Here is a 20,174-nt window from a genome sequence, read left to right on the forward strand (position 1 = left end):
AGGCCCGATCGAGACCGGGCCCTTCAATGGTGCTGAGCGACGTGGCGATTATTCCGCCGCTTCCTGCATGTGGGGCGCTGCACCCAGCACGACGGCATCGACATGGCTTTCGAACTTCCCGAAATTGTCGATGAACATGCCGACCAGCCTTGCCGCCTGCCGGTCATAGCCGGACTTGTCGGCCCAGGTCGACCGCGGATCGAGAATGGCGCTGTCGACGCCGGGGACGGCCACCGGCACTTCGAAACCGAAATGGGCGTCGGTGCGGAAATCGGCCGTCTTCAGCGAGCCGTCGAGTGCCGCCGCAAGCAGCGCCCGCGTTGCCTTGATCGGCATCCGCTTGCCAGTGCCGTAGGCGCCACCGGTCCAGCCGGTATTGACCAGCCAGCAATCGACCTGGTGCCGGGCGATCAGGTCGCGCAGCAGATTGCCGTATTCCGACGGATGGCGCGGCATGAACGGTGCGCCGAAACAGGTCGAAAATGTCGCCTCGGGCTCGGTCACGCCCTTTTCGGTTCCGGCCACCTTGGCCGTGTAGCCGGAAAGGAAATGGTACATTGCCTGCGCCGGGGTCAGCCGTGCGATCGGCGGCATCACGCCGAAGGCATCGGCGGTCAGCATGATGATGTTCTTCGGATGATTGGCGCGCCCCGTCTTGCTGGCATTGGGGATGAACTCCAGCGGGTAGGCGCAGCGCGTGTTTTCGGTGAGCCGACCGTCGTCGAAATCCGGCACCCGGTCCGCGCCAAGCACGACATTCTCCAGCACGGTGCCGAAGCGCTGCGTGGTGGCGAAGATTTCCGGCTCGGCCTCCGCTGACAGCTTGATCGTCTTGGCGTAGCAGCCACCTTCGAAATTGAAGATGCCGTGCGGTCCCCAGCCGTGCTCGTCGTCGCCGATCAGCGTGCGCGACGGATCGGCCGACAGCGTCGTCTTGCCGGTGCCGGAAAGCCCGAAGAAGACGGCCGTGTCGCCGGCCGGCCCCTCATTGGCCGAGCAGTGCATCGGCATCACGCCCCTGGCCGGCAACAGGTAATTGAGCACGGTGAACACCGACTTCTTCATCTCGCCGGCATAGGACGTGCCGCCGATCAGCACGATCTTGCGCGAAAGGTCGACGGCGATCACCGTTTCGGTGCGGGTGCCGTGACGGGCGGGATCGGCGCGGAAGGACGGCAGGTCGATGATCGTCATCTCAGGCGCGAACTGCTCGAGTTCGGCGGCACCCGGACGGATGAGCAGATTGCGGATGAACAGCGAGTGCCAGGCGAATTCGGTGACCACCCTGGTGGTCAGTTTCTGTTCGAGGTCGGCGCCGCCGACCAGATCCTGCACGTAAAGATCCTTGTCCGCGGCATGCGCCCGAAAATCAGCGAGCAGCGTGTCGAACTGGGCCGGCGAGATCGCCTTGTTGTTGTCCCACCAGACATGCGGCTCGGTGGTGCCGTCGCGAACGACGAACTTGTCCTTGGGCGAACGACCAGTGTGCTGGCCGGTCTCGGCGACCAGCGCGCCATGCGCGGTCAGCCGGGCTTCGCCGCGCCGGATCGATTCCTCGTAAAGGGCAGCAGCGCCGAAATTGTAGCGCACCACGCCCGTGGTTTTCAGGCCGATACGATCGATCCCGCAAGCAGGATTGCGTTTGCCGACTTCCGACATGAGGGTCCCTTCTTCAATTTGCCGCATCTGCCGGGGCATTTCCGGCGCGCCCACTCCGCAGGCTGAGATGGTCAGAACCAGAAAAGCCAAATGATATCAAATCATTAATCGATTTAAATATTTTGAAAGTTGTTTAAATCGTTTATATGTGCAAGAAGTTCGGCGGTTGCCCAAAGGATTGGCAGGGTTCGATCGTCTAATCCGTAGTGAGGTGCAATTGTGACCGCCGGCACGCCGCCCGTGACAGCGGACAGGGCCTATGCCACATTTTGTACCTAATTTGTCCTGCAAAAGCCCCTTCTCTACGAAAGAAGGGACAGCTCATGAGGGAGCCGCTTGAAATGGCAACAATCGCGCTTGTCGATGACGACCGCAACATTCTGACGTCGGTGTCGATCGCCCTCGAATCCGAGGGCTATCGCGTCGAGACCTACACGGATGGTGCGTCCGCGCTGGAGGGCCTGGCGGCACGCCCGCCGAATCTTGCCATCCTCGACATCAAGATGCCGCGCATGGACGGCATGGAGCTGCTGCGCCGGATGCGCCAGAAGTCCGACCTGCCGGTGATCTTCCTGACCTCCAAGGATGACGAGATCGATGAATTGTTCGGCCTCAAGATGGGCGCCGACGATTTCATCCGCAAACCGTTCTCGCAGCGTCTGCTGGTCGAGCGGGTGCGTGCCGTGCTGCGCCGCGCCAGTGCCCGCGAAGCCGCGGCCAAGACGCCCAGCCAGCAGGCACGTTCGCTCGAGCGCGGCCAGCTAGTCATGGATCAGGAGCGCCATACCTGCACCTGGAAGGGCGAGCCGGTGACGCTTACCGTCACCGAGTTCCTGATCCTGCATTCGCTGGCGCAGCGTCCCGGTGTCGTAAAAAGCCGTGATGCGCTGATGGATTCGGCCTATGATGAGCAGGTCTATGTCGACGACCGCACCATCGACAGCCACATCAAGCGGCTGCGCAAGAAGTTCAAGGCCGTCGATGACGACTTCGAGATGATCGAAACCCTTTACGGAGTCGGGTACCGCTTCCGCGAAGCATGAGTTGATGCACGTCGCACGACGTTATGCATCGAAATAGAGATTAGGCAGGGCCTGCTATTCGATGGCAGTGGAGGCACAGCGAACAAGACCGGCGGGCGCTGCCAGGCGGCCGTCGCGCATCATGCCGTCATTCGTATCGAAAATCACGGTGCCGATGCGCCGCTTCCTCGGCCATCATATCTTTTCCAGCCTGACGCGGCGCATCCTCTTCCTCAATCTCGCTGGCCTGGCCGTCCTGGTCACCGGCATCCTCTACCTCAACACCTTCCGCGACGGGCTGATCGATGCCCGCGTCGAAAGCCTGATGACCCAGGGCGAGATCATCGCCGGCGCGATCGCCGCCTCGGCGACGGTCGAGACCGACTCGATCAGCATCGATCCGGAAAAGCTGCTCGAGCTGCAGGCCGGCGAAAGTCTCGGCCCGGGCTCGGACCAGCTCGACAACCTGGACTTCCCGATCAACCCGGAGCGCGTTGCGCCGGTGCTGAGACGGCTGATCTCGCCGACCCGGACCCGCGCCCGCATCTATGACCGCGACGCCAATCTGCTGCTCGATTCGCGCCATCTCTATTCGCGCGGCCAGATCCTGCGCTACGACCTGCCGCCGGTCGAAGAGGAAGAGCCTGATCTGCTCGAGCGCATCCAGAAGTTCGTCTTCGATTTCTTCCGCAACACCGAACTGCCGGTCTATCACGAGCAGCCAGGCGGCAACGGCGCCGCCTTCCCGGAAGTGGTCAAGGCGCTCACCGGCAGTCCGTCGACCATCGTGCGTATCTCGGAACAGGGCGAGCAGATCGTTTCGGTGGCGGTGCCGATCCAGCGCTTCCGCGCCGTGCTCGGCGTGTTGATGCTGTCGACCGAAGGCGGCGACATCGACAAGATCGTCGCCGCCGAGCGCAAGGCGATCCTGCGCGTGTTCGGCATCGCGGCCCTCGTCACCGCCATCCTGTCCATGCTTCTCGCCTCCACCATCGCCAACCCGCTGCGCCGGCTGTCGGCTGCGGCGGTGCGCGTGCGGCGCGGCGTCAAGAGCCGCGAGGAGATCCCGGACTTCTCCGACCGGCAGGACGAGATCGGCAACCTGTCGATCGCCATACGCGACATGACCAACGCCCTCTACGCCCGCATCGAGGCGATCGAAAGCTTTGCGGCGGACGTCTCGCACGAGCTGAAGAACCCGCTGACGTCGTTGCGCAGCGCGGTGGAAACCTTGCCGCTGGCCAAGAACGACAATTCGCGCAGCCGGCTGATGGACATCATCCAGCACGATGTCAGGCGTCTGGATCGTCTCATCACCGATATTTCCGACGCCTCCCGTCTTGATGCCGAGCTGGCGCGTGAAGATGCCGGGACGGTCGACCTGAAGAAATTCATCACCGATCTGGTCGCGGTTTCGCGCGAGGCGACGCGCAACAAGAAGGCGGTCGAGATCGAATTCAAGGTCGCCAAGCTGCCGCAGGGCGTCAAAGGCTATTTCGTCGTCGGCCATGATTTGCGCATCGGCCAGGTCGTCACCAACCTGATCGAGAACGCCCGCTCCTTCGTTCCCGAGGATCATGGCCACATCACCCTGTCGCTGGCGCGCGTTGGCAAGTTCAACATCCTCACCATTGACGACAATGGTCCCGGCATCCGGGCCGACAACATCGACCGCATCTTCGAACGCTTCTACACCGACCGCCCGGCGGGCGAGGCGTTCGGCCAGAATTCGGGCCTTGGCCTGTCGATATCCAGGCAGATCGTCGAGGCCCACGGCGGCACGCTGACCGCCGAGAACATCCCCGGCACCAAGCCCGGCGATATCAAGGGCGCGCGCTTCGTTGTGACGCTGCCGGCCGAAGCATGATCCCGAAAAGTGGGAACCGGTTTTCGGGCAAGATCATGCTTCATCCAAAACGCATGATCCCGAAAAGTGGGAACCGGTTTTCGGACAAGATCATGCTTCATCAAAAAACATGAACGGGCAGGATCGTGCCTGATCCAGTTGCGCAGCCAGAAAACATTCACGGAACCGCGATCCTGATCGGCGAGCGCGGCGTCCTGATCACCGGGCCGTCCGGCGCCGGCAAGACGACGCTGGCGCTGACACTCCTGGACCATTGCCGTGCGCGCGGGCTGTTCTCGCGGCTGATCGGCGACGACAGGCTGCTTGCCGTGGCCCGCGCCGGGCGGCTGGTCTGTCGCGTGCCGGCGCCCATCGCCGGTCTCGCCGAAGTGCCTGGATTCATGCCGCGCCCGCTGCCGTTCGAGCCGGGCGGAGTGATCGACCTGCATGTGAGGCTGGTGCCAAAGGCACAGATGGCCCGCTTCCAGGAGGAAATCAGCGAGCCGGTCGCAGGCTGCCCAGTGCCGCGTATCGACCTTGCCGAGCGCAACGCCGCCACCGCCTTGCCCGCCGTGATGGCGCGGCTGTCGATCGCGCCTTTTCTATGATCCGCCGCGGATTTTTTGCTGCAATGCGTCAAAATGGCATGGGCCCGCGCAATTTTGGGCTTGTCAACCGGCCGCGCGTCGACAAGATAGCGCTCCCGCCGCCTGGAATGGCTGGCGAGCATAAAATACGCCTGTGAAGCGGCGATGACGGGAGCCACCAAAGAATGATCGGACTCGTGCTTGTAACGCACGGTCAACTGGCCGCCGAGTTCCGACATGCCGTGGAACATGTCGTCGGGCCACAAGACAATTTCGAAACCGTGGCGATCGGGGCCGATGACGATATGGAGCAGCGTCGCCGCGACATCGTCGACGCCGTGGCCCGTGTCGATACCGGGACGGGCGTCATCGTTCTGACCGACATGTTCGGTGGAACGCCCTCCAACCTTGCCATTTCGGTCATGGAGTCCGGCCGCACCGAAGTTATCGCCGGCATGAACCTGCCGATGCTGATCAAGCTCTCCTCGATCCGCAAGGGCGACAACATGGCGGCGGCGCTCGACGAGGCGCAGGCGGCCGGCCGCAAGTACATCAACGTCGCCAGCCAGCTCCTGAGCAGCAAATGAACGCCCTATCCCCGGAAAAGGACCAGATCGTCCGGGAGTTTCCGATCGTCAACCAGCGCGGCCTGCACGCGCGCGCCTCGGCGAAGTTCGTCCAGGTGGCCAGCGGTTTCGACGCCTCGGTGCATGTCGAGAAGGATGGCGTCCAGGTCGGCGGCACCTCGATCATGGGGCTGATGATGCTGGCGGCAAGCCCGGGCTATTCGATCCGTGTCACCGCCAGCGGTCCGGAGGCCTTGCAGGTCATCGACGCGCTGGAGCAGCTGGTTGCATCCCGCTTCGGCGAGGAAGCCTGATCCCGCGCGGAGCGAAAGAAACTGCTCCTCGAGACATGCACGGATAAAGATTTCTTTATATCCCATTGTCGTCTTGAGCCTGATCTGCTAGTCAAGCCGGCAATTCGCGCCCTTCGACGCGCCGACCAGCGCGGGCGCATCCGCAACCAATTCGCAGCACAACAATTCGCATCGGAGCACTGCCATGACGGGTAGCAAGGACTATGTGGTCGCCGACATCTCGCTTGCCGGCTGGGGCCGCAAGGAAATCGAGATCGCCGAAACCGAAATGCCGGGCCTGATCGCCTGCCGCGAGGAATTCGGCGACAAGAAGCCGCTCAAGGGCGCGCGCATCACCGGCTCGCTGCACATGACCATCCAGACGGCGGTGCTGATCGAGACGCTGAAGGCGCTCGGCGCCGATATCCGCTGGGCCTCCTGCAACATCTTCTCGACCCAGGACCATGCGGCCGCGGCCATCGCCGAGGCTGGTATCCCGGTATTCGCCGTCAAGGGCGAGTCGCTCGAGCAGTACTGGGACTACACCGACAGGATCTTCCAGTGGACCGACGGTGGCACCTCCAACATGATCCTCGATGACGGTGGCGACGCCACCATGTACATCTTGATCGGCGCCCGCGCCGAGGCCGGCGAGGACGTGCTCTCCAACCCGCAGAGCGAGGAAGAGGAGTACTTCTACGCCCAGGTCAAGAAGCGCCTGAAGGCTTCGCCGGGCTTCTTCACCAAGCAGAAGGCGGCGATCCGCGGCGTCACCGAAGAGACGACGACCGGCGTCAACCGGCTTTACCAGCTGCAGAAGAAGGGCCTGCTGCCTTTCCCCGCCATCAACGTCAACGATTCGGTCACCAAGTCGAAATTCGACAACAAATACGGCTGCAAGGAATCGCTGGTCGACGGTATCCGTCGCGGCACCGACACGATGATGGCCGGCAAGGTCGCGGTCGTCTGCGGCTATGGCGACGTCGGCAAGGGCTCGTCAGCCTCGCTCAAGGGCGCCGGCGCCCGCGTCAAGGTCACCGAGGTCGACCCGATCTGCGCATTGCAGGCGGCGATGGACGGTTTTGAAGTCGTCACGCTGGAAGATGCCGCACCGACCGCCGACATCGTCATCACCACCACCGGCAACAAGGATGTCGTCACCCTCGACCACATGCGTTCGATGAAGGACATGGTGATCGTCGGCAACATCGGTCACTTCGACAACGAGATCCAGGTGGCGTCGCTGCGCAACCTGAAATGGACCAACGTCAAGCCGCAGGTCGACATGATCACCTTCCCGGACGGCAAGCGGATGATCCTGCTGTCGGAAGGTCGCCTGCTCAATCTCGGCAATGCCACCGGCCACCCGAGCTTCGTCATGTCGGCGTCCTTCACCAACCAGGTGCTGGCCCAGATCGAGCTGTACACCAAGCCCGGCCAGTACGAGAACCAGGTCTATGTGCTGCCCAAGCATCTCGACGAAAAGGTCGCGCGCCTGCATCTCGACAAGCTCGGCGCCCGACTGACCGAACTGTCCGGCGAGCAGGCCGCTTATATTGGCGTCACCCCCCAGGGTCCGTTCAAGCCGGAACACTACCGCTATTAACCAAAGCTAAATTTCCTACCATATATTGACGCCGGGCGATTGACTTTTCGCCCGGCTTTATTTTTGCGCGCCATCAGCCTTCACGGCGATTCGGTGAGGGTTTATTGTCAGGTGATTCGCGACGCTTCCGGCCCGAGAGGGGATCAGAGAGGCGCGTATCAGGGCGGTCTTGCATTCAGGCGGCGGAGAGGACCAAGACATGCCGGGGCAACACCCGCACAAAGCGGGACGGGCCGTTTCCGGCGGCCACGACGATTCGGGGATCGCTGGCCCTGCCTCGCAAGGCGGGAGCCTTTCATGGCGCGCTCGCGCCGGAGTTTTCCTTGCCACCTCTGCATTGGCCGGCCCCTTGCTCGCTGCGGCCGCGCATGCCGAAGCCGTGGGCGTCGCCGCCGGCTTGTCGATCAGCACGGTAGAAGTCATGCAGCTTGCCGTGTTTGTCGGCGTGACGGGCGCAGCACTTCTGTCGGCCATCGTTCTCATCCGCGAGCGGGCCCGCACCTCGGCGGAGAATGTCGAACTCAGGAGCCGCATCGCCGACATCAGCGCGGCTCTGCGCCGCTCCGAAGCGCTGCTCAATCTGCGCGACCAGCGTGTGGTCGTCTGGGCCTCCGAAAACAAGAAACCCGAACTCATCGGTACATTGCCGGTCGAAAGCGGCGCTCCCGAAGACCGTGCCGCCTTCCTCGCTTTCGGTCGCTGGCTGATGCCGCGCTCGGCGGCGGCGCTCGAGCATGCCGTTGCGGGATTGCGCGAAAAGGCGAAACCCTTCGATCTCGTCATCGAATCGCAGGCCGGCGCACCGCTTGAGGTGCATGGCCGCAAAAGCGCGGCGCATGTGATCGTGCGTTTCGTTTCGCTTTCGGAGACGCAGCGCAGCCAGGCCAGGTTGAAGATCGAAAACCAGCGCCTCGTCGCTGACCACGAGACGATGATTGGCCTGTTCGACGCGCTGAAGATGCCGGCATGGCTGCGCACCGAGGATGGGCGGTTGAAGTGGGTCAACCGGGCCTATGCCGACGCGGTCGAAGCCGACAATGCGGAAACGGCCGTTCGCGAGGCGAAGGAGTTTCTCGGCGGCCAGGCACGCGATGCGATCGCCGCCCAGCACAAGTCGCATCCGGTCTTCGAGCAGACGCTTTCCACCGTGATCGAAGGCGACCGCCGCGTGTTCGCGGTGACCGACTTCGCCGGCCCGGATGGTTCGGCCGGCCTTGCCTGCGACACCAGCGCCATCGAGGCCGTTCGTGGCGAATACGAGCGGACCGTCAGAAGCCACGCCGACACGCTCGACCAGCTCAACACCGCGGTCGCCATTTTCGACACCGACGAGAAGCTGCGGTTCTTCAACCAGGCTTTCCAGAAGCTATGGGGTCTCGACAGCGGCTTCCTGCACAGCGCTCCCGACAATGCGCTGTTGCTCGACCGTTTGCGCAGCGAGGGCAAGATCGCCGAGCAACCCGAATGGCGCCGCTGGAAGGAAGGCCTGCTTGGCGCCTATCGCGCCGTCGAATCACAGGAACATTGGTGGCACCTGCCGGACGGCAAGACCATCCGCGTCGTCGCCAACCCGCAGCCCAAGGGCGGCGTGACCTGGGTGTTCGAGAATCTGACCGAGAAGATGGATCTGGAAAGCCGCTACCAGACCGCGGTGCGGGTCCAGGGCGAGACGCTCGACAATCTCGCCGAAGGCGTGGCGGTATTCGGCCCCGACGGCAGGCTTCGACTGTCGAACCCTGCCTTTGCGACACTTTGGGGGCTTAGTGCGGAGGCCGCCAAGCCCAATGTCCACGTATCCACGATCCGCGACCTTTGCGACCGGCAGGCGGTCGACAGCCCCTGGCCCGGCTTCGTTGCCGCCATCACCGGTTTCGACGACGAGCGCCGCGACCGCCACGGCCAGACCGAACTCAACAATGGCAATGTGCTCAGTTACGCCATGATCCCGTTGCCCAACGGGCAAGTGATGATGACGTTCGTCGACGTCACCGACAGCGTCAACGTCGAACGGGCGCTGAAGGACAAGAACGAGGCACTGGAGAAGTCCGATCAGCTCAAGAACGAATTCGTCCAGCACGTCTCCTATGAACTGCGCTCGCCGCTGACCAACATCATCGGCTTCACCGAACTGCTTTCGCTGCCGGCGACCGGCCCGCTGACGCAGAAGCAGCGCGAATATGTCGGGCATGTCAGCTCGTCCTCCTCGGTCCTGCTTACCATCGTCAACGACATCCTCGACCTGGCGACCGTGGATGCCGGCATCATGGAGCTCGATATTTCCGAGGTGCATGTCGACCAGACCATCGCCGCCGCGGCGGAACTGGTGGCCGACCGGCTGGAAGAGCATTCGATCAGGCTCGAGGTCGATGCCGCCAAGGCGCCGAAGACGTTTCACGGCGACGAAATCCGCGTCCGCCAGATCCTCTACAATCTGCTCAGCAACGCCGCCAACTACGCGCCGGAAGCCAGCACCATCAGGCTCGCTTGCCGCCAGCTGTCGGACGGCGTGGAATTCTCGGTTCATGACGACGGACCCGGCATGCCGCCGGACCTCCTCGATTCGGTATTCCGCCGCTTTGAGCCGCGCACCAATGGCGGGCGCCGGCGCGGCGCTGGTCTCGGCCTTTCGATCGTGAAGAGCTTTGTCGAACTGCATGGCGGCAACGTTCGCATCGAAACCGGCAAGGACAAGGGCACCACCGTCATCTGCACCTTTCCCGACATGCCCGGCATCCGCGCCGCGGCCGAGTAGCGCACTCGATGACGGGATTGGTGCTGGAGCGTTTACTCGCGGACGAGACACAGACAGCGCTGCTGGGCGAGGATCTCGCGCTGGCGCTGCGCGCCGGTGACGTGCTGGCGCTCAAGGGTGATCTCGGCGCCGGCAAGTCGACGCTGGCGCGGGCATTGATCAGGGCTTTGGCCGACGATGCCGACGTCGACGTTCCGAGCCCGACCTTCACGCTGGTGCAGAGCTACGACACGCGCATCCCGGTCCATCATTTCGATCTCTACCGCCTGTCCTCGGCGGCCGAAATCGACGAGCTGGGTTTCGAGGAGGCCCTGACGCAAGGTGCCGCCCTGGTCGAATGGCCGGAACGGGCGGAGGCCTATCTGCCGGAAACCTCGGTGCTGATCGAACTCGTCCAGCATGGCGAGGGCCGGCTGGCGCGACTGTCGGGGCAAGGTGCCGCCTTCGACCGCGTGGCACGGTCGCTGGCCATGCGCGACTTTCTCAGGAGTGCCGGCTGGGGCGATGCGCGGCGCCGTCATTTCATCGGCGACGCCTCGGCCCGCTCCTATGAGATCGTTTCGCTGGCCGGCCGCAAGCCGCAAGTGTTGATGAACTCGCCGCGGCTTGTGCTCGGACCGCCGGTGCGCGACGGCAAGCCCTATGCCGAGATCGCTCACACCGCCCAGTCGGTCTCCGCCTTCGTCGCCATCGACCGGGCATTGAAGGCCGGCGGCGTCAGCGTTCCGGAAATCCATGCCGAGGACCAGAATCAAGGGTTCCTTCTGCTCGAACATCTTGGTTCCGAAGGATTCCTCGGTGAGGACGGCCAACCGGTGGCCGAGCGTTACGCGGCGGCGGCGGAACTGCTCGCCATGATGCATGGCAGGAACTGGCCCCGGCACATGGAAACCGGGCAGGGCGGCTTCCACGACGTGCCGCCTTTCGACCGCGACGCCATGATGATCGAAGCCGATCTGCTGGTCGACTGGTACGTGCCGGCCATATCGGGCAGCCCGGCCAGCGATGATCTGCGCGCCGGCTACGCCAAAGCGTGGAATGCGCTTCTCGACCGGCTGGACGGCCGCGAGTACACGCTGATGCTGCGCGACTTCCATTCGCCCAACATCATCTGGCGCGGTGACCGTTCCGGCCATGATCGGCTGGGCATCGTCGATTTCCAGGATGCGTTGATCGGTCCTTCTGCCTATGACGTCGCCTCGCTCGCCATGGATGCCCGCGTCACCATATCGCCGGAAATCGAGAAAAGGACGCTCGACGCCTATGTCGCCGCGCGTCATGCGGCGGGCGCTTTCGATGAAGCGAGCTTCCTGGAATCCTATGCAATCATGGCGGCGCAGCGCAATTCGAAGATCCTCGGCATTTTCGTGCGCCTCGAAAAGCGCGACGGCAAACCCTACTACCTGAAACATCTGCCGCGCATCCGCGACTATCTGCGGCGGGCGCTGTCCCATCCTGCATTGGCCAGCCTGCGGGATTTCTACAGCGCCAATGGTTTGCTCGAGGAGCGAGCGCTGTGACAGCACGACCGGACACTGCCATTGTACTTGCCGCCGGGCTCGGCAAGCGCATGCGGCCGATCACCGACACCATCCCCAAGCCGCTGGTCCGGATCGCCGGCAAGACATTGCTCGACTGGGGCCTCGACAGCCTGGCCGCCGCCGGTGTCGGCAAGGCCGTGGTCAACGTCCACTATCTTCCCCAGCAGATCGTTGCCCATGTCGCGGCGCGTCGGGTACCGGAGATCATCATTTCCGACGAGAGCGACCGGTTGCTCGATTCCGCCGGCGGCATCGTCAAGGCGCTGCCGGACCTGGGCGACCAGCCCTTCTATGTCCTCAACGCCGATACTTTCTGGATCGACGACGGTCCCCTCAATCTCGACCGCCTCGCCCTTGCATGGGACGCGGCGAAAATGGATATTCTGCTGATGCTGGCGGATCTCCATCAGGCGACCGGACACTGGGGCAGCACCGATTTCCTGGTGGCCCCGGATGGCGCCTTGCGCCGGTCAAAGGGCGATCCGGCAGGCCTGATCTATGCCGGGGCTGCAATCATTCATCCGCGCCTGTTCAAGGACGCACCGGCCGGGCCGCACTCGCTCAACGCCTATTTCGATTCGGCCATTGCCGTGGGCCGGCTCTTCGGCATGCCGATGCACGGCCACTGGATCACCGTCGGCACGCCCGATGCCATTCCGCTGGCGGAAGCGGCGGTAGCCGGCGCGCTAGACGAGTTGCAATGAGCGGCTCGAGCCGCGTTTTCTCGGTTCCCTCCGGAGCGCCGTTTCTGCCGACGCTTGCCGAGGCGCTGCTTGCCGGCCGCCTGGTTCCGGGGTTTCGCTTTGACGGCGACCCGCTCGCCCTGGCCGATGTCACCATCTACGTACCGACGCGCCGTGCCGCGCGTGCTTTGCGGGGTGTTTTCGTCGACAGCCTGCGGGCACGCGGCGGCGGCGGTTCGGCGATCCTGCCGGTCATTCGTCCACTCGGCGAGTTCGACGAGGATGAGGCCGCATTCGAGACAGAGGCATCGGCGGCGATCGATCTCGCGCCACCGATCGCGGCGACCGAACGCCTGCTGCTGCTGGCGCCGCTGGTGCGCGCCTGGAAACGTCGGCTGCCGGCGCATGTCGCGGCCCTCTTCGCCGAGGAGATCGTCATCCCGGCCTCCACCGCCGATGCGATCTGGCTGGCGCGCGATCTCGCGGGGCTGATGGACGAGATCGAGACGGAAGGCACGGACTGGGCAAAGCTCACCGATCTGGTCACCGGCAACCTTGCCGGATGGTGGCAGGTGACGCTCGAATTCCTCGGCATCGTCACCGACGCCTGGCCGAAATTCCTCGAGGAGCGCGATCGCTCCAATCCGGCCGCGCATCGCAGCGCCTTGATCCGCAGCGAGGCCGCGCGGCTGCAGCGCAATCCGCCTGCCGGACCCGTCATTGCCGCTGGATCCACCGGTTCGATTCCTGCCACGGCAGAGCTGCTTGCCGTGATCGCCCGCTTGCCCGGCGGGGCCATCGTGCTGCCCGGCCTCGACCGGACGCTGGACGAAGCGTCCTTCCAGGCGATTGCCGCGCCCGGCGCGCGTCCGGCCGTGCTCGGCCACCCGCAATATGGCCTCGCCAGGCTGATCGGCAAGATCGGCGTGCTGCGCGGCGATGTCGAGGAGATCGGCGTGGCCGAGCCGTCGCTTGCGCTTCGCGCCGCCCTTGTCGGCGAAGCGTTGCGGCCGGCCGAGACCACCGAATTCTGGGCCGAGACACGCGCTGGTTTCTCAGCCGCCGCCATCGCCGGTGCCTTCGCCGACGTGACGCTGCTCGAGGCGGCCAACGAACGCGACGAGGCCGTCACCATCGCCGTCGCGCTCAAGCAGGCGGTCGAGCAGCCTGGCCAGAGGGCGGCGCTCGTCACCGGCGACCGTGCTCTGGCGCGCCGCGTTTCGGTCGAGCTTCTGCGCTTCGGCGTCGTCGCAGACGATTCCGGTGGCACGCCGCTCGCCAACACCCCGGCTGCCAGCCTGCTCAGGCTGGCGCTCGAAGCGGTGTTCCGGCCAGGCGATCCGGTTGGCCTTTTGTCGCTGCTCAAGCATCCGTTGCTTGGCCTCGGCCTGCAACGCGCTGATGTGCGCCACGCCGCCGAACTGGTCGAACTGGTGGCGCTGCGCGGCGGCACAGGTCGCCCCGACATCGCTTCACTGTCCGAACTCTTCGAGGCCCGCCTCACCGGTCTGGGCAGCGGCAGCCGGCCGCCCTTCTGGTTCTCCCGGCTGACCGTGCGCTCCATCGAAAGCGCGCGCAATGTGCTCGAACGTCTCAACCAGGCATTGGCGCCGCTCGCGGCCTTTCGCGGCCAGGCGGACGCGGACCTTGCCGCGCTGGTCAAGGCCAGCGTCGTGGCGCTCGAAAATCTCGGCCGCGCCGAAGATGGCGGCCTTCGCGAACTCTATGCCGGTGACGCCGGCGAAAAGCTTGCCGAGTTGTTGCGCGGGCTGGTCGCGGCTTCGGCATCGCTGTCGTTCGCGGCGAGCGAATGGCCTGACGTGATGGACGCGCTGATCGCGCCTGAAACGGTCAAGCCGGCACAGGGCACCGACAGGAACATCGCCATCTGGGGCGCGCTGGAAGCCCGGTTGCAGAATGTCGACACGCTGGTCATCGGCGGGCTCAACGAGGGTGTGTGGCCGCGCAAGCCGGAGAGCGACCGCTTCATGTCGCGGCTGATGAAAACCGGCATCGATCTCGAACCGCCCGAACGGCGTATCGGTTTGGCCGCGCATGATTTCCAGATGGCCATGGGCGCCAGGAAAGTGGTGCTGGCCCGCTCGGCGCGTGCCGGCGACGCGCCCGCCGTGCCGTCGCGCTGGCTGCAGCGCCTCCTCACCTTCATCGGCAACGACCAGGCGGCGGAGCTGCGCCGGCGCGGCGACGAACTGCTCGCCTGGGCACGCGCACTCGATACCGGGCCAAGGCAGGATTTCGCGCCACGACCGCAGCCGAGGCCGCCACTGTCAGTGCGCCCAAGCCATTTCTCGGTCACCGAGATCGAGACCTTGCGCCGTGACCCCTATGCCATCTACGCAAGAAGGATCCTCGGCCTGATGCCGCTCGATCCGGTCATCCGCGATCCGGGTGCCGCCGAGCGCGGCACGCTGTTTCACGCCATTCTGCATCTCTTTTCGGCGCAGGTGGCCGATCCGCGCGCGCCGGATGCGCTGGCCGGCCTCATATCCGCCGGTCGCGCCTGTTTTGCCGAAGCCGCCCTTCCGGCCGATGTCGAGGCGGTGTGGTGGCCGCGCTTCGAAAAACTCGCGGCCAACATCGTCGTATGGGAGCGCACGCGCGCCGACGCGGTAGTACGGCGGCATGCCGAGGAGCGCGCCGGCAAGACCGTCGTCGGCCAGTCCGGCGTGACGCTGTCCGGCTATGCCGACCGGGTCGACCTGCTGGATGGCGGCATGGCCGACATACTGGACTACAAGACCGGCTCTTCGCCATCCAAGGCGCAGGCGCACACGCTGCTTGCGCCGCAACTGGCGCTGGAAGGCGCGCTGCTCAGGCGCGGCGCCTTCAAGGATCTGGGCGCGCGCGAGCCGTCGCAACTGGCGTTCGTTCGGCTGAAGCCGAATGGCGAGGTGTTCGAGGAATCGATCCTCGAGCACAACCGCCAGCCCAGGACCGCCACTGATCTCGCCGAAGAGGCCTGGGCGCGGCTGGAGAAGCTTCTGATCCACTATGCCGACCCGGCGACCGGATATCTGTCGCGCGCGCTGCCGTTTCGCGAGGGCGAGACCGATGGCGACTACGACCATCTTGCCCGCGTGCTCGAATGGTCGGCGGGCGGCGACGCCGGCGACGAGGGAGGGGAGGCATGAAGAAGGCCTATCCCATCCCGAGCGATACGGCTTCCAGCCAGGCTCGCGCCGCCGATCCCAAGAATTCCGCCTGGGTCTCGGCCAATGCCGGCTCCGGCAAGACCCATGTGCTGGCCCAGCGTGTCATCCGGTTGCTGCTGCGCGGCACCGATCCGTCAAAGATCCTGTGCCTGACCTATACGCGCGCCGCCGCCGCCAACATGTCGAACCGGGTGTTCTCGACACTGTCGGAGTGGACGACACTCGCTGACGCGGACCTGGCGGCAGGGGTCGAGGCGCTGGAGGGTCTCCGGCCCGATGTCGAGACCATGCGCCGTGCCCGCCGCCTGTTCGCCGAGGCGCTGGAAACGCCTGGCGGGCTGAAGATCCAGACCATTCATGCCTTCTGCGAATCGGTGCTCCACCAGTTCCCGCTGGAAGCCAACATCCCGGCCCATTTCGAGATGCTCGACAGCCAGATGGAGGCATCGCTGTTTGCCGCAGCGCGCCGCGAGATGATCTCGGCCGCCGGCGATAGGAATCTGGCCGAGGCCTTTGCCACCATTCTCGATCGTGGCGGCGAAGCTGGTCTCGATGCCTTGTTGGGCGAGATCGTGCGCAAGCGTGACGGTTTGCGCAATTTCATCGACGCCGTCGGGCGCGACGGCTCGCATTTCCAGGCGCTGTTCGATGAGTTCCAGTTCCGCCCCGGCCATACCGCCGAAGGCATAGCGGCGTCGGTCTGGCCGTTGCCGGGCTTCCTGCCGGATTATTTTGCCGGCTTTGCCCATGTGGCGGAAGCTGCCGACGCCAGAACGGTGCTGAACAACATCCTGCCCTATGCGCGCCTGGCTTTCGCCGAGACAGATCCGGTTCGCCGTCTGCAATTGCTGTCGAGAGCCTTCCTCAAGGCTGATGGCGACACCTACGATCCGGCAAAGGCCTTCAAGAAGGCCCTGGTCGACCGGCTGCCGGATCTGGTGGAACGCTATGTTTCAGCGGCCAATGCCATCGTCGAAACCGTCGACCGGCTGGCCCTGTTCCGGATGCTGGAAGGCACGCGCGCGGCGCTGATCATCGCCGACTGGCTGATCGCCCGCTACGAAGTGCTGAAGCGCAGCCGCGGCTTTCTCGACTTCAACGACCTGATCACCCGCACGGTCAACCTGCTGGCACGGCCCGATGCCGGCCCCTGGGTGCAGTACAAGCTCGACCAAGGCATCGACCACATCCTGCTCGACGAGGCGCAGGACACCAGCCCCGATCAATGGGAGGTGGTGAAGCGGCTGGCGGAGGAGTTCTTTGCCGGCCTCGGCGCGCGCGACAGGGTGCATCGTACCGTCTTCGCGGTCGGCGATGAAAAACAGTCGATCTACTCCTTTCAGGGCGCGGCGCCCGACTCCTTCGCCGACAGCCGGCTGTTGTTCGCGGGGCGGGTGCGCGACGCCGAGGCGTCCTTCGCCGACCTCAAGCTGACCTGGTCGTTCCGCTCGACCGATGACGTTCTGGCCGCGGTCGACCGCGTCTTTGCCGATCCCCTCGTGCGGCGCGGCATCAGCCACGATCCCGATCCGCTGAGCCACAAGGCGATCCGCACCGACGCGCCGGGCTATGTCGAGGTCTGGCCGTCGCTCGGCGCCGACGTCGTCGACGAGCCCGACGACTGGACCCAGGCCATCGACCATGCCCATGCGCCGGCGGTGCGCGTTGCCGAGAATGTCGCGGCGACCATTGCCGGCTGGATCGGTGCCGGCGAGGTCATCGAAGGCCGTGGCAAGCGGCTGCGGCCGGGGGACGTGCTGGTGCTGGTGCGCAAGCGCGATCGCTTCGTCCACGCGCTGACTCGCGCCTTGAAACGCCGCGACATTCCGGTCGCCGGCGCCGACCGGCTGAGCCTGCCTGGCCATATCGCGGTCAAGGACCTGATCGCGCTCGGCCATCTCCTCATCCAGCCGCAGGACGATCTGTCGCTCGCCGCCGTCCTGCGCAGCCCGATCTTCGATCTGCCGGAAGAGGCGCTTTTCATGCTCGCGGCGGAGCGGCCGCCTGGCCTGTCGCTGATCGCGTCGCTGCGCCGCCATGCCGGCGAAAGCGAGCGACTTGCGGCGATCGTCGCCCAACTCGACATCTGGACGAACGAAGCGGCCTTCAAGCCGGTGTTCGAGTTCTATGCCGGCCTGCTGGCGCGCGATGGCGTGCGCGGCAGGATGATCGCGCGGCTCGGACCCGAAGCAGGCGATATCCTCGACGAGTTCCTGAGCTTCTGCCTTGCCGAGGAGCGAACCGGCCTGCCGGGGCTGGAAGCCTTTCTGTCGACGCTGGAGAACGCCGGCCCCGAGATCAAGCGCGAGATGGACCAGACCCGCGACGAGGTTCGCGTCATGACCGTGCACGCCGCCAAGGGCCTGGAGGCACCGGTGGTGTTCCTGGTCGATGGCGGCTCCGCCCCGTTCAGCGACCAGCATCTGCCGCGCCTGATGCCTTTCGATGGTTCCGGCACGTATTGGGACGGCAAGGGCTATCTCTGGCGCTCGGCCAGCGATGTCGCCAATGGCTTTTCCAAGGCGGCGGCAGTTAGGGCGCGAGAACTCGCCGACGACGAATATCGTCGCCTGCTCTATGTCGGCATGACCCGCGCCGAGGACCGGCTGATCGTCTGCGGCTATCATGGCAAGCGGGCGCCGAACCCCGGCACCTGGCATTCGATCGTCAGCCGCGCCCTAGTCGGCGCGCCGGAAAGCGAACAGCGCGCGCATCCCGCCGGTGGCGAGCCCGTGCATCGTTTCCATGTGACCAAGCTGCCGCCCGTCGCGGCAAGCTCGAGCGAGCAGGCACGGCAAACGCACATTTTCGGGCCGTTGCCGGCAAGCCTGTTCCGGCCCTTGCCACCTTTCGAGGACCTGCCGCGTCCGCTGTCGCCATCCGGCGCCTCGGCGCTGATCGACGAAGGCAAGGAAGCCGTGGTCGACAAGGCTTCGCCGGTGCTGGATGCCGATGCCGAGCCGGGCTTTGCCGTGATGCGGGGGCTCGCCCTGCACAAATTGCTGCAGATGTTGCCCGGCATTGCCGAGGGCGAGCGTGGTGGCGCGGCGGAACGCTATCTCGCGCGAACGGGTGCGGACTGGACTCAATCCGAGCGCGGAAAAGCCTTGGCGTCGGTCACCGCCATCCTTGCCGACCCACGCTTCGGCACACTGTTTGCGCCGTCATCGCGTGCCGAGGTCGCGATCATGGGCAGCCTCGAGGTGAAGGGCAAAAAGCGCTCGATTTCCGGCAAGATCGACCGGTTGGCGGTGACATCGGACACAGTGTCGATCGTCGACTACAAGACCAACCGGCCGGCGCCCGCCTTTTTGGCCGAGGTTCCGCCGGCCTATCTGCTCCAGCTCGCGCTTTATCGCGCCCTGCTGCAGCCGCTCTATCCCGGACGCGCGGTCCGGGCGGCCCTGCTGTTCACCGAGGCGCCCCGGCTGATCGAATTGCCGGCCGGCGCCATGGATGCCGCCCTTGCTCGACTCACGGGAGCGTGACACAACACCTGCTTGAAGAAGGGCGCGATCACCACCACATTTGGTGCGACAAAACTCTCGAAAGGATTTCCGTATGACCACCGTCAAGGTCGACAAGAGCAATTTCCAGGCCGATGTGCTTAACGCCAATGTACCGGTCGTGGTCGATTTCTGGGCGGAATGGTGCGGTCCCTGCAAGATGATCGCGCCGGCGCTGGAAGACATCGCCACCGAACTTGGCGCCAAGGTGAAGATCGCCAAGCTCAACATCGACGAGAATCCCGAGCTCGCCGCCCAGTTCGGCGTCCGCTCGATCCCGACGCTGATGATTTTCAAGGGCGGCGAAATGGCCGACATGAAGGTCGGTGCCGCGCCGAAGACCGCGCTGTCCCACTGGATCAACGGCAACCTCTGAGCCCCAACATCAGGATTGAAGAAAGGCCCGCCTCGCGCGGGCTTTTTGTTGGCGCCATCGCTGCGCCGCTCTGGCCCTCGCGTGCGGGCACTCCATGTCGTCTGCTTGAGGCCGACAGGAGAACCCCATGACCGGATCCGCCAAGGCTACCGTCTTCATCGACAATGAGCGCGTCATCGTCACCGAATACCGCTTCGCGCCGGGCGACAACACCGGCTGGCATCGCCACGGCCACGACTATGTCGTCGTGCCGCTGATGGACGGCAAGGTGAGGCTTTTGACCAAGGACGGCGAATCCTTTGCCGAAATGAAGAAGGGCGCGCCCTATTTCCGCAAGGAGGGCGTCGAACACGACGTCATCAACGCCAATGAAGGCGAATACGCCTTCATCGAGATCGAGCTGAAGTAGTCCACCAAGGCCACGTCAGGGCCGGCAGGCGCGATTACCAATCGGCGATACGATCGCCGCCGACGAATTGCGCACTTTTTTCGGTGTACTCGAACAGCTCTAAAGCGTGTCGCGATTAATTGGCCTCATATCCGGCAGCCTTGAAGAAGTTTCTG

Annotated in this window: 14 protein-coding genes; 13 read left to right on the top strand and 1 reads right to left on the bottom strand. The window is 64.7% G+C overall.

Features of this window, described 5'->3' with window-relative positions; genetic code table 11:
* Positions 1–48: 48 nt before the first annotated feature.
* Positions 49–1,659, bottom strand: a complete 1,611-nt coding sequence (locus NR193_RS20300) for a phosphoenolpyruvate carboxykinase (RefSeq protein WP_256752548.1) — start codon at positions 1,657–1,659, stop codon at positions 49–51.
* A gap of 341 nt (positions 1,660–2,000) precedes the next feature.
* Between NR193_RS20300 and NR193_RS20305 the strand changes: the two genes are divergently transcribed.
* The 13 genes from NR193_RS20305 to NR193_RS20365 all read left to right on the top strand — a co-directional run bounded on the left by NR193_RS20305 (position 2,001) and on the right by NR193_RS20365 (position 20,019).
* On the top strand, positions 2,001–2,702 hold the full coding sequence (locus tag NR193_RS20305; RefSeq protein WP_013528337.1) for a response regulator transcription factor: 702 nt from the start codon (positions 2,001–2,003) through the stop codon (positions 2,700–2,702).
* Positions 2,703–2,763: 61 nt separating this feature from the next.
* The gene (locus tag NR193_RS20310) at positions 2,764–4,548 is read left to right on the top strand and encodes a sensor histidine kinase (protein WP_306280315.1); all 1,785 of its coding nucleotides are present in this window, start codon (positions 2,764–2,766) and stop codon (positions 4,546–4,548) included.
* 125 nt (positions 4,549–4,673) lie between these two features.
* On the top strand, positions 4,674–5,135 hold the full coding sequence (locus tag NR193_RS20315; RefSeq protein ID WP_256752550.1) for an HPr kinase/phosphorylase: 462 nt from the start codon (positions 4,674–4,676) through the stop codon (positions 5,133–5,135).
* 164 nt (positions 5,136–5,299) lie between these two features.
* Positions 5,300–5,701: a PTS sugar transporter subunit IIA gene (locus NR193_RS20320; RefSeq protein ID WP_056589309.1), complete on the top strand. Its 402-nt coding sequence runs from the start codon at positions 5,300–5,302 to the stop codon at positions 5,699–5,701.
* Positions 5,698–5,994: an HPr family phosphocarrier protein gene (locus tag NR193_RS20325; protein WP_091584207.1), complete on the top strand. Its 297-nt coding sequence runs from the start codon at positions 5,698–5,700 to the stop codon at positions 5,992–5,994. The genes NR193_RS20320 and NR193_RS20325 overlap by 4 nt, the downstream gene beginning before the upstream one ends.
* A gap of 184 nt (positions 5,995–6,178) precedes the next feature.
* The gene (gene ahcY, locus NR193_RS20330) at positions 6,179–7,579 is read left to right on the top strand and encodes an adenosylhomocysteinase (protein WP_256752551.1); all 1,401 of its coding nucleotides are present in this window, start codon (positions 6,179–6,181) and stop codon (positions 7,577–7,579) included.
* 199 nt (positions 7,580–7,778) lie between these two features.
* Positions 7,779–10,331, top strand: coding sequence for a PAS domain-containing sensor histidine kinase (locus NR193_RS20335; protein WP_256752552.1), 2,553 nt, complete (start codon positions 7,779–7,781; stop codon positions 10,329–10,331).
* Positions 10,332–10,339: 8 nt separating this feature from the next.
* On the top strand, positions 10,340–11,851 hold the full coding sequence (gene tsaE, locus NR193_RS20340) for a tRNA (adenosine(37)-N6)-threonylcarbamoyltransferase complex ATPase subunit type 1 TsaE (RefSeq protein ID WP_256752553.1): 1,512 nt from the start codon (positions 10,340–10,342) through the stop codon (positions 11,849–11,851).
* On the top strand, positions 11,848–12,576 hold the full coding sequence (locus tag NR193_RS20345; protein WP_256752554.1) for a nucleotidyltransferase family protein: 729 nt from the start codon (positions 11,848–11,850) through the stop codon (positions 12,574–12,576). The genes tsaE and NR193_RS20345 overlap by 4 nt, the downstream gene beginning before the upstream one ends.
* A complete protein-coding gene (gene addB, locus NR193_RS20350) occupies positions 12,573–15,707 on the top strand; it encodes a double-strand break repair protein AddB (RefSeq protein WP_256752555.1) in 3,135 nt (1,044 codons plus the stop codon). The genes NR193_RS20345 and addB overlap by 4 nt, the downstream gene beginning before the upstream one ends.
* On the top strand, positions 15,704–19,216 hold the full coding sequence (gene addA / locus NR193_RS20355) for a double-strand break repair helicase AddA (RefSeq protein WP_256752556.1): 3,513 nt from the start codon (positions 15,704–15,706) through the stop codon (positions 19,214–19,216). Before addB ends, addA begins: the two co-directional genes overlap by 4 nt.
* A gap of 73 nt (positions 19,217–19,289) precedes the next feature.
* On the top strand, positions 19,290–19,610 hold the full coding sequence (gene trxA / locus NR193_RS20360) for a thioredoxin (RefSeq protein WP_256752557.1): 321 nt from the start codon (positions 19,290–19,292) through the stop codon (positions 19,608–19,610).
* 127 nt (positions 19,611–19,737) lie between these two features.
* Positions 19,738–20,019, top strand: coding sequence for a cupin domain-containing protein (locus NR193_RS20365; RefSeq protein WP_256752558.1), 282 nt, complete (start codon positions 19,738–19,740; stop codon positions 20,017–20,019).
* The last annotated feature ends 155 nt before the right edge of the window (positions 20,020–20,174 follow it).

This window comes from Mesorhizobium sp. Mes31 (genome assembly GCF_024519675.1).
Classification (GTDB): Bacteria; Pseudomonadota; Alphaproteobacteria; order Rhizobiales; family Rhizobiaceae; genus Mesorhizobium.

Coding starts and splice junctions, on each gene's coding strand:
- NR193_RS20300 (WP_256752548.1), bottom strand. CDS start 1,659: ATGTCGGAAGTCGGCAAACGCAATCCTGCTTGCGGGATCGATCGTATC.
- NR193_RS20305 (WP_013528337.1), top strand. CDS start 2,001: ATGGCAACAATCGCGCTTGTCGATGACGACCGCAACATTCTGACGTCG.
- NR193_RS20310 (WP_306280315.1), top strand. CDS start 2,764: ATGGCAGTGGAGGCACAGCGAACAAGACCGGCGGGCGCTGCCAGGCGG.
- NR193_RS20320 (WP_056589309.1), top strand. CDS start 5,300: ATGATCGGACTCGTGCTTGTAACGCACGGTCAACTGGCCGCCGAGTTC.
- NR193_RS20325 (WP_091584207.1), top strand. CDS start 5,698: ATGAACGCCCTATCCCCGGAAAAGGACCAGATCGTCCGGGAGTTTCCG.
- ahcY (WP_256752551.1), top strand. CDS start 6,179: ATGACGGGTAGCAAGGACTATGTGGTCGCCGACATCTCGCTTGCCGGC.
- NR193_RS20335 (WP_256752552.1), top strand. CDS start 7,779: ATGCCGGGGCAACACCCGCACAAAGCGGGACGGGCCGTTTCCGGCGGC.
- tsaE (WP_256752553.1), top strand. CDS start 10,340: ATGACGGGATTGGTGCTGGAGCGTTTACTCGCGGACGAGACACAGACA.
- addB (WP_256752555.1), top strand. CDS start 12,573: ATGAGCGGCTCGAGCCGCGTTTTCTCGGTTCCCTCCGGAGCGCCGTTT.
- addA (WP_256752556.1), top strand. CDS start 15,704: ATGAAGAAGGCCTATCCCATCCCGAGCGATACGGCTTCCAGCCAGGCT.
- trxA (WP_256752557.1), top strand. CDS start 19,290: ATGACCACCGTCAAGGTCGACAAGAGCAATTTCCAGGCCGATGTGCTT.
- NR193_RS20365 (WP_256752558.1), top strand. CDS start 19,738: ATGACCGGATCCGCCAAGGCTACCGTCTTCATCGACAATGAGCGCGTC.